General features: G+C 50.7%; 8 protein-coding genes. All 8 read left to right on the top strand.

Going from position 1 to position 8506, the window contains the following annotated elements; all coding sequences use genetic code 11:
- The first annotated feature begins 234 nt into the window (after positions 1-234).
- The 8 genes from OB13_RS07475 to OB13_RS07510 all read left to right on the top strand — a co-directional run bounded on the left by OB13_RS07475 (position 235) and on the right by OB13_RS07510 (position 8399).
- Positions 235-2253, top strand: coding sequence for a BatA domain-containing protein (locus tag OB13_RS07475; protein WP_461489533.1), 2019 nt, complete (start codon positions 235-237; stop codon positions 2251-2253).
- A gap of 1 nt (position 2254) precedes the next feature.
- The gene (locus OB13_RS07480) at positions 2255-3526 is read left to right on the top strand and encodes a dihydroorotase (RefSeq protein WP_461489534.1); all 1272 of its coding nucleotides are present in this window, start codon (positions 2255-2257) and stop codon (positions 3524-3526) included.
- Positions 3527-3584: 58 nt separating this feature from the next.
- Positions 3585-4094 carry a DUF4199 domain-containing protein gene (locus tag OB13_RS07485; RefSeq protein WP_461489535.1) on the top strand — a complete coding sequence of 170 codons (510 nt, stop codon included), beginning with the start codon at positions 3585-3587 and terminating at the stop codon, positions 4092-4094.
- Between the two features lie 30 nt (positions 4095-4124).
- Positions 4125-4664: a DUF4199 domain-containing protein gene (locus OB13_RS07490; protein WP_461489536.1), complete on the top strand. Its 540-nt coding sequence runs from the start codon at positions 4125-4127 to the stop codon at positions 4662-4664.
- A gap of 4 nt (positions 4665-4668) precedes the next feature.
- A complete protein-coding gene (locus OB13_RS07495; RefSeq protein WP_461489537.1) occupies positions 4669-5643 on the top strand; it encodes a glycosyltransferase family 2 protein in 975 nt (324 codons plus the stop codon).
- Complete coding sequence (locus tag OB13_RS07500) at positions 5643-6791, top strand: glycosyltransferase (RefSeq protein ID WP_461489538.1); 1149 nt, start codon at positions 5643-5645, stop codon at positions 6789-6791. Before OB13_RS07495 ends, OB13_RS07500 begins: the two co-directional genes overlap by 1 nt.
- An 87-nt stretch (positions 6792-6878) precedes the next feature.
- On the top strand, positions 6879-7661 hold the full coding sequence (locus tag OB13_RS07505) for an NAD(P)H-binding protein (RefSeq protein ID WP_461489539.1): 783 nt from the start codon (positions 6879-6881) through the stop codon (positions 7659-7661).
- 90 nt (positions 7662-7751) lie between these two features.
- Positions 7752-8399 carry a hypothetical protein gene (locus tag OB13_RS07510; RefSeq protein ID WP_461489540.1) on the top strand — a complete coding sequence of 216 codons (648 nt, stop codon included), beginning with the start codon at positions 7752-7754 and terminating at the stop codon, positions 8397-8399.
- Positions 8400-8506: the final 107 nt, after the last annotated feature.

The raw sequence follows: 8506 nt of genomic DNA on the forward strand, positions 1-8506 counted from the left end.
ACCCCCTCCCTGGCCCGGGAAGAAGATGATGAACAGCAGGAGGAAGCAGGGAAGGGAAGCGAAGGACTCTGAGAAAGATAGTCTTGTGGAGAAGCTAGAGGCTTCTAAATGAAGGCGTGGTAGACCTGTTAAGGAAGTCATTTCCTCCTTCTTCTATCTATTTCTGCTCCTGAGCGTATGTGATTATGTGTCTGGTACGTTGCATTTAATCTTCTTCCTGTCTAACTTGTTTGCATGAGCTTTCTGTACCCATCCTTCCTGCTGGCACTTGCAGCAATTGCTATACCTGTTATACTGCACCTGATTCAGTTGCGGCGCGCCAAGAGAGTGGAGTTCAGTAATGTGCAGTTCATTCAGGTGTCAAAAGATTTGACAGCCAGTCAGCGGAATCTGAAAGAAGTCCTGATACTTATCTCCAGGATATTCTTTATCATATTTCTTGTCTTGGCTTTTGCTCAACCCTTTCTGCCTGCATCAGAAGCCGGCGCGCCTACCGATACATCGCAGGTCACCATTGCTGTAGACAATTCCCTGAGTATGCAGAACCTCCATGAGGAAGAGGACCTGTCTTTATTAACCGTTGCCGTTGATCAGGCGAAGCAGATTTTGAATTTATTTCCTTCAACTGCTGCCATCAGTATCAATTCGAACGTGAATAGCAGCCGGGCTGCAACTGTGTCAGCTACTGAAGCCGTCACTGCCCTGGATGTACTCGATTATTCTGCACGCCCTGTTATCCCTCCGCTGGTGACCTTGTATCCTGCTGCTCCTTCTTCCGAACATGTCTTTGTATTATCTGATTTTCAACGAAGCTCTTTTCAACCGGCTATGTTGGATCATTTGGATAGTACCAAACAGTATCACCTGGTTCCTCTGAGAGCAGAGAGTACGTCCAATGTATTTGTTGATTCTGTTTACCTGGAAGATGAATTTATCAGATCGAATGGAGAGAATGTGCTGCACGTGCGCCTCTACAATGCCGGCGATAATGCCATTGAAGATTGTCCTGTAAAGCTTGTCATCAATGAGGAGCAGATCGCTGCCCTAAGTATAGACTTGCCGCCTAATCAGGCTACTGATGCAATGATTGGTTTCAGCTCTCGTGGAGGAGGCGTAAAAGAAGCCTATATTCTGGTAGAGGATTATCCGGTCGAATTCGACAATGCGTATTATTTTGTGCTGGCTCCTTCCGGTAATATTAAGATCACGGAAGTGACCAACAGTGTCAGCAGTCCCTTGCAAAGGCTTTACAGCAATGAGCCGCTCTTTCAGACCACACGTTTTACAACCGGAAACATCGATTACTCCCGGTTAGGTACTTCCGACCTGATCGTGCTGCAGGGGCTGGAAGAGATTCCATCGACTCTTGTGTCCACCATAGCAGACTTTGTGAAGGGAGGTGGGAGTGTAGTGGTCATACCGGGTACTTCCAGCCAAAGCAGCAGCTATACGGCCCTGATGCAGGCACTGGCTATACCGGCATCTTATACTGCCACTGCTCCCAATGCGCCCAGGACGGCACTGCTGGCTCCGGATCAGAGCAATCCTTTCTTCAGAAGTATCTTTTCGGATTATGATACCAAAATGCAGATGCCGGCAGCTGTCAGAAGCCTGGTATGGTCGCGTTCTTCGTCCGATATCCTGAAGTATAGAGGGGGCGCTCCGTTTCTTTCACGGTTTGACAGAGGACAAGGGCAGGTATACCTGATGGCCGCCCCGCTGCAGGAGGCTCAGAATGAGTTGATTAGTCATGCGCTCTTTGTACCGGTCATGTACCGGTTAGCCATCAGCAGTTACAGGCAGGAGCAGCAGATCGCCTACAGGCTGAGTGGAGGTACTATCAGTGTACCGGTAGTAGAAAAAGGGGGCAGAGAGGGCATTTATAAATTAGTCAGAGATAGTGCCGAATTCATACCCGAGCAGCAGGTGCGGGGTGGCCGGCTCATCTTTACGACACCCGCTGATATGGCAGAGGCCGGATTCTATACCTTGCGCCTCAACGAAATAGATGTAACTTCATTTGCCTTCAACTACGACAAGTCAGAGTCGTTTCTGGAGCAGTATAGCCCCTCCGAGCTTAAACATTTTGCAGGAGCGGATCAGGAGAACGTACATGTGTATGCCTATGGAGATACTTTTTCTGTGAAGGGAGAATTCGAAAAACGATTTTTTGGCGTTAAGCTTTGGAAATATTGCCTAATATTGTGTCTGATTTTCTTGATGGCAGAAATTGCGCTAATCAGATTCCTCTAACATGAAGATACTTCTCAAAGCAGTTCAGATTTATCACCCCGGTTCAGAATTCCATTTACAACGCCAGAACATCCTGATCGATGCCGGTACCATCACTTACATAGGTACCGACCACCAGGACGCTGACCAGACCCTGGACCTGGACGGCCTGTGTGTCTCGTCCGGATGGGTGGATATGTATGCCACGGTGGGTGAACCCGGCCTGGAATACAAAGAAGACCTGGAGTCGCTGGCAGCTGCTGCTGCCGCAGGTGGTTTCACGGATGTACTGTGCCTTCCGAACGTAGAACCAGTGGTGCAGAGCAAGGGCGCCGTTAGTTACCTCCGCTCCCGATCAGCCGGATTACCGGTTACCCTATTGCCGGCAGGGGCAGTAACAGTAGACACACAAGGCAAAGACCTGACCGAGATGATCGATCTGCAGCGAGCCGGCGCTGTCGCTTTTACGGATGGCCATAAACCCGTACAGGGAGCCGATGTGATGGTGAAGGCGCTGCAATACCTGCAGTTGTTCGACGGGTTGCTGATGAACCGTCCGGAGCATGCCCGCCTGACGGAGTATGGTCAGATGCATGAAGGGCAGACGAGCACCCGCCTCGGCTTGAAAGGTATACCCGCGCTGGCAGAAGAAGTAATGGTGACACGGGATCTGCAGCTGCTTGCCTATACCGGTGGCCGCCTGCACTTTTCCCTTATCTCGAGTGCCGGTTCAGTAGAAGCCATCCGGAAAGCCAAGGCCGAAGGACTGCAGGTAACATGCGACGTAGCCAGTTATCAGATGGCGTATACCGATGATACTATGGCTGCTTTTGACACCAACTACAAAGTAGCGCCTCCTTTCAGGAGAGCAGAAGATGTCGCCGCTATCAAGCAGGGGCTGCAGGACGGAACGATCGACGCGGTAGTTTCCGCACACCAGCCGCAGGACACCGAAAGCAAAAAACTGGAATTTGACTTGGCAGAATTTGGGATCATCAACCTGGAAACAGCCTTTGCAGTAGCCCATACGGCGCTGGCAGGTGCTCTTCCCCTGGAAACACTCATCGAAAAGTTCACGATAGCCCCACGTAACATCCTGCACCTGCCTATACCTGATATAGCAACTGGAGAGCAGGCTTGTCTGACCTTGTTCCACCCGCAACTGCGGTGGACCCCGACACAGGAAGCTACAAAATCCAGATCCAAAAACTCACCTTTCCTGGGGCAGGAACTCACCGGAAAAGTTGTGGGCATTATCAACAAAGGACAGTTAGTACTGAATCATTCTTTTTAATATATTTATAGCTATATTCCGATTCAGGTGCTATACCTGTTCCGGAAGCAAGACACAGATGCTGAATCAAACGATAGTAAGAGTTGGGGTACGCTACGGGGTGCTATGCGGGTTAGCCTGTTTTGTCATTATGCTGGCGCTGTATCTGTTGAACTATAATCCTTTTGGCGAAGCAGGGCGCTTCAGTTACTTACCTATACCTGTTTTCATTTTCCTGGGCCTGAAATATTTCAAAGGCTTTCATGATGCGGAGGTAGGCTTCTGGAAAGGCATGCGGGTGAGCCTGGCGGTTACGTTTTATACAGCGCTCTGCACATCGATGCTGGTATACCTGATGATCTACCTGGCAGGGCCCGAACTGGTACAGCAGCACATTGCCGAGACCAAAGCGCTGCTGGAGGAGACAAGAGAAGAGCAGATCCGGATCATGGGCGAGCGCATTTACGAGCAGGGCTTTCAGGCGCTTGACTCGATTACACCAAGTATGTTAGCAGCCGATGATTTTGTGAGGCGAATGTTTGCGGGAGGGATATTTTCAGTTGTCGCGGCGGTTTTTTTTAGAAAATAAACTGTTATACCTTATATCAACAAACACACTATGACTGAGAACCAACCCTCTGTAGCTGAGAATCAACCCTCTGTAACATCTGTAGCCCTCAAGTATGGCCTGATCGGTGCCTTGATTTCTGTCGTTTTCACCGCTGTCCTGCTAATTGCAGGTATAGACGTAAGCGGCTGGATAGGCTCACTGGGCTACCTGATCCTGATCGGGGCGATGGTGATGGCCATGAAGGATTACAAGAAGCAAAACTATGGCTACATGTCCTATGGACAGGGCCTGGGACTCGGTACGCTGGTTTCGCTGGCATTCGGTGTGCTGGGGGGCCTGTTTATGTTTGTGTATACCTCCTTTATCGATCCTGATTTCCGGACCAATATGATGGACAAGCAGCGCATTGAGTTAGAAGAAAGAGGCATGGACGATGAGCAGATAGAGCAGGCCATCAGCATGGGTGAGTCCTTCTCCAGCCCTGTCATGATGTTCGTTTGGTCCATTGTCGGCTATCTGGTGATCGGCTTTATCATTTCCCTCGTTGTCTCTGCTATTATGAAGCACAATCGACCGGAGTTCGAGTAAAAACATGCAATACCCTTATGATATCTCAGTGGTGGTTCCTCTTCTCAATGAAGAGGAATCGCTGCCTGAACTAGTACGCTGGATCAAGCGTGTGATGCACGCCAACAGCTTTACCTACGAGATTATTTTAGTAGATGACGGCAGCACTGACCGCTCCTGGGATGTGATCTCCGAGATAAGTGCTGACGACAATACGGTGAAAGGCATCAGCTTTAACCGCAATTATGGCAAGTCTGCAGCCCTGAACGAAGGTTTCAAACGCTGTGCAGGCGAAGTGGTGATCACGATGGATGCCGACCTGCAGGATAGCCCCGAAGAGATTCCTGCCCTGTATGACATGATCAAGCATCAGAATTTTGACCTGGTTTCAGGTTGGAAACAAAAGCGCTTTGATCCTGTCAGTAAAACCATACCTACAAAATTATTCAATGCTGCTACCCGCAAGTTGTCGGGGATCCAACTGCACGACTTTAACTGCGGCCTGAAGGCTTACCGCCAGTTGGTTGTGAAGAGTATTGAGGTACACGGCGAAATGCACCGCTACATACCTGTTATGGCCAAGTGGTACGGCTTCACCCGTATCGGGGAAAAAGTGGTACAGCACCAGGAGCGGAAGTATGGCACGACGAAATTTGGCCTGGAACGCTTCGTCTACGGTTTCCTGGACCTGCTCTCCATTACCTTTGTGAGCCGCTTCAAGAAGCGCCCGATGCACTTTTTTGGCACACTCGGCACGCTGTCCTTTTTTATCGGTCTGGGCATTACCATGTGGCTGATCCTGCAGAAGGTCTTCGGGCTATACCCCAACGGTCGTGTGCGGGATGTGGTGGACCAGCCGCTGTTTTACCTGTCACTGGTTGCCGTCATACTGGGAGTGCAGTTGTTTCTGGCAGGTTTCCTGGCCGAGATGATATCGATGACTTCCAGCAGAAAGAACGAATACCTGATCCGGGACCGGGTAGGCTTAATCAAGAAATAATGGCCAGGCGCGTGGTGATTGTGGGGCCTGCTCATCCGCTGAGAGGCGGGGGGATGTCTACTTTCAATGAGCGCCTGGCTTATGCTTTTCAGGAGGCAGGGGACGAAGTAGAGATCGTGACTTTCAGCCTGCAATATCCTTCCTTTCTTTTTCCGGGCAAGAGTCAGTACAGCGAGGAGCCTGCTCCTGCGGGGCTCACCATCAACGTACTGATCAATTCCATTAATCCCATCAGCTGGATCCGGACGGGCAATTATATCCGCAGACAGCGCCCTGACCTGGTTATTTTCCGCTACTGGCTGCCTTTTATGGGCCCTGCGCTGGGCACGATAGCGCGCATCATCCGGCGCAACAGGTATAGCCGCCTGCTGGCGATCACCGATAATGTAGTGCCGCACGAGAAGCGACCCGGGGATGTTCCCTTGACAAAATACTTCCTGAGCTCCTGCCACGGTTTCCTGACCATGTCGCGTTCTGTGCAGCAGGACCTGGAGCGCTTCGAACCGGATAAGCCCAACGTATACCTGCCGCATCCGCTCTACGATAACTTCGGTGCTGCAGAAAGCAAGCTGGAAGCCTGCCAGGCCTTGGATCTGGACCCCAGCTATACCTACATTCTTTTCTTCGGATTTATCCGCGCCTACAAAGGCCTGGACCTGTTGCTGCAGGCCATGGCAGAACCGGCGCTGAAAGGGCGCACCGACATCCGCTTGCTAGTGGCTGGAGAGTTCTACGAAGATGCCGCCCCCTACCTGGAGCTGATTCAAAAGCTGGACCTGCAGGACCGGCTGGTGCTGCGGGCTGATTTTATACCCAATGCAGAGGTGCGCCATTACTTTTGTGCGGCTGACCTGGTGGTGCAGCCCTACAAGCATGCCACGCAAAGCGGGGTGACGCAGGTAGCCTATCACTTCGACAAACCGATGGTGGTAACCAGGGTAGGAGGGCTTTCAGAATTGGTGCCGCACGGGGAGGTGGGCTATGTGGTAGAACCGTATCCTGAGGCAATAGCAGCGGCTATAGCTGACTTTTATACCTCGGGCAAGGGCGAAGCTTACGCACGCAATATCAGCAGGTATAAGCAGCGCTTTAGCTGGAGCAGATTTGTTCAGGCGGTCTATGACCTGGCGGAGCGCGTAAAACTGTAGCATATCCGTGCTGGTTGGCTCTTTAGCTGATGGCTTTCTTCTCTTCCATCCAAGAACTTAATTTTGTGCATAAATAAGCTGAATGGTATGACATCAGAGAACTATATCCTGGTACTTGGCGCTTCCGGCAACCTGGGCGGCAAAGTAGCGCAAGAGCTCATCGCAAGAGGTATACCGGTTGGTCTGGTGGCGCGTGATGCGACACACCTGTGTGCTTTTGAGGAGAAAGCAGAGTTACTGGAAGGAGATTTCCACGACGACGGTTTCCTGCATCATAGCCTCAGCAAAGCTACTGCCTTGTTCTGTACAGTTCCGGATACTGCGCTGGCAACGCCTGAAGCCGCGGCAGCACGCCTGGTGAGGCTGCTGCAGGATAGCCCGGTAAAGCATGTGGTGAACATCAGCAACGCTACGCTGAAGCGCAGTGGGAGCTATACCAGCCTGATTCGCTTTGAGCAGGAGCTGAGCAAGGTGCAAGATATAGCCGTGAAGCACCTGCGCTGCGCCAACTTCTTCGAGAACCTGAACTGGGGCATCAACACACCCTACCACCCTGATCTGAGGTTGCCCTATATTTCTTCTTCTGAAATAGCGAACGTGGCGGCAGATTACCTGCAGCAAAGAAATTTTGATGGGATTTCGATCGACGAGCTATTAGGAGAGCAGGACTACAGCATGGCTGAGTTGGCCGAGCTTATTGGGGTTAATTATACCCAGCTGCCCTACTCAGATGCGAATATAAGTTTCTACCAACCCTTCAATGAAGGGAATTACGAGCTGGTGCTACGCACGGAGCAGAACACGACTATCCCGGCCAATCCCAAGTTTACGCTGGACTACTTCATCCGGCACGATTTAAAACTTCTATAGGCCCTTCACTTGGTCAGGGAAAGGTGGTATTAAGTTTGTGGTATATAGATAATTGTTAATCTATACCTTCCAACTAAATTGATAGCCATCATGAAAACATTGAGAATCCTGACACTTGCCTTATTCGCTGCTTTCAGCTTCAGCAGCTGCGACAAAGAAGAGGACGAACCGCTGAGCGAAGGCGTGGATGATAGATATGCCATTGAAGCAGAGCTGGATGGACAAGCGGTAGTTTTGAGGGAAGGGAAGGATGGTTACTTCAACTTTGGCTCGACAGGTAAAACTTCAGGAGACGGCTTTTGTTTAAATCGCGCCACCATGATCATTGGGAAGTACCATGATGTGAGTAAAACCAATACAAAGCTGAAGGATACATTCCAGGTAACCATTCAGCGGTATGCCCGGGTTTGCTCTGCGGATAATTCTTATGAGAAAGGTCTGTATCAGGTGGGCGAGTACCCCTTTGCGAAAGATGCCACAGACCGGGATGCAAACGGAGTGGTGATTCTGTACACGGATGTTAATGGGGTTGATTGGTCTACGAACAGAGGAAGCCAGGACCAGTCCGGCAGCCGCTTTGAGGTGACAGCACACCAGCCCATCAAGAGCAAAATCTACCAATATGAGACGGACGCTGTGTTCAACTGCAGGCTCTACAACGATGCCGGGGAAGCGATAGTGTTGACTAAGGGGCGGATCAAGGCCCGCAGCATTCCCTATCCGAGCAAGTATCAGTAGCCGAAGACCTAACTAAAGTATAGAACTAAAAAAGCCTCTGCTATACCTATAGCAGAGGCTTTTTCAATCCTTATTCACTCTCTATACCAACTGCACGCCGGTATAGG

Source organism: Pontibacter sp. HJ8, assembly GCF_054824225.1.

Excerpts from the sequence above, each read along its gene's own strand:
- OB13_RS07485 (WP_461489535.1), top strand. The coding sequence starts at position 3,585 with ATGCTGAATCAAACGATAGTAAGAGTTGGGGTACGCTACGGGGTGCTA.
- OB13_RS07500 (WP_461489538.1), top strand. The coding sequence starts at position 5,643 with ATGGCCAGGCGCGTGGTGATTGTGGGGCCTGCTCATCCGCTGAGAGGC.
- OB13_RS07510 (WP_461489540.1), top strand. The coding sequence starts at position 7,752 with ATGAAAACATTGAGAATCCTGACACTTGCCTTATTCGCTGCTTTCAGC.
- OB13_RS07480 (WP_461489534.1), top strand. The coding sequence starts at position 2,255 with ATGAAGATACTTCTCAAAGCAGTTCAGATTTATCACCCCGGTTCAGAA.
- OB13_RS07490 (WP_461489536.1), top strand. The coding sequence starts at position 4,125 with ATGACTGAGAACCAACCCTCTGTAGCTGAGAATCAACCCTCTGTAACA.
- OB13_RS07475 (WP_461489533.1), top strand. The coding sequence starts at position 235 with ATGAGCTTTCTGTACCCATCCTTCCTGCTGGCACTTGCAGCAATTGCT.
- OB13_RS07495 (WP_461489537.1), top strand. The coding sequence starts at position 4,669 with ATGCAATACCCTTATGATATCTCAGTGGTGGTTCCTCTTCTCAATGAA.
- OB13_RS07505 (WP_461489539.1), top strand. The coding sequence starts at position 6,879 with ATGACATCAGAGAACTATATCCTGGTACTTGGCGCTTCCGGCAACCTG.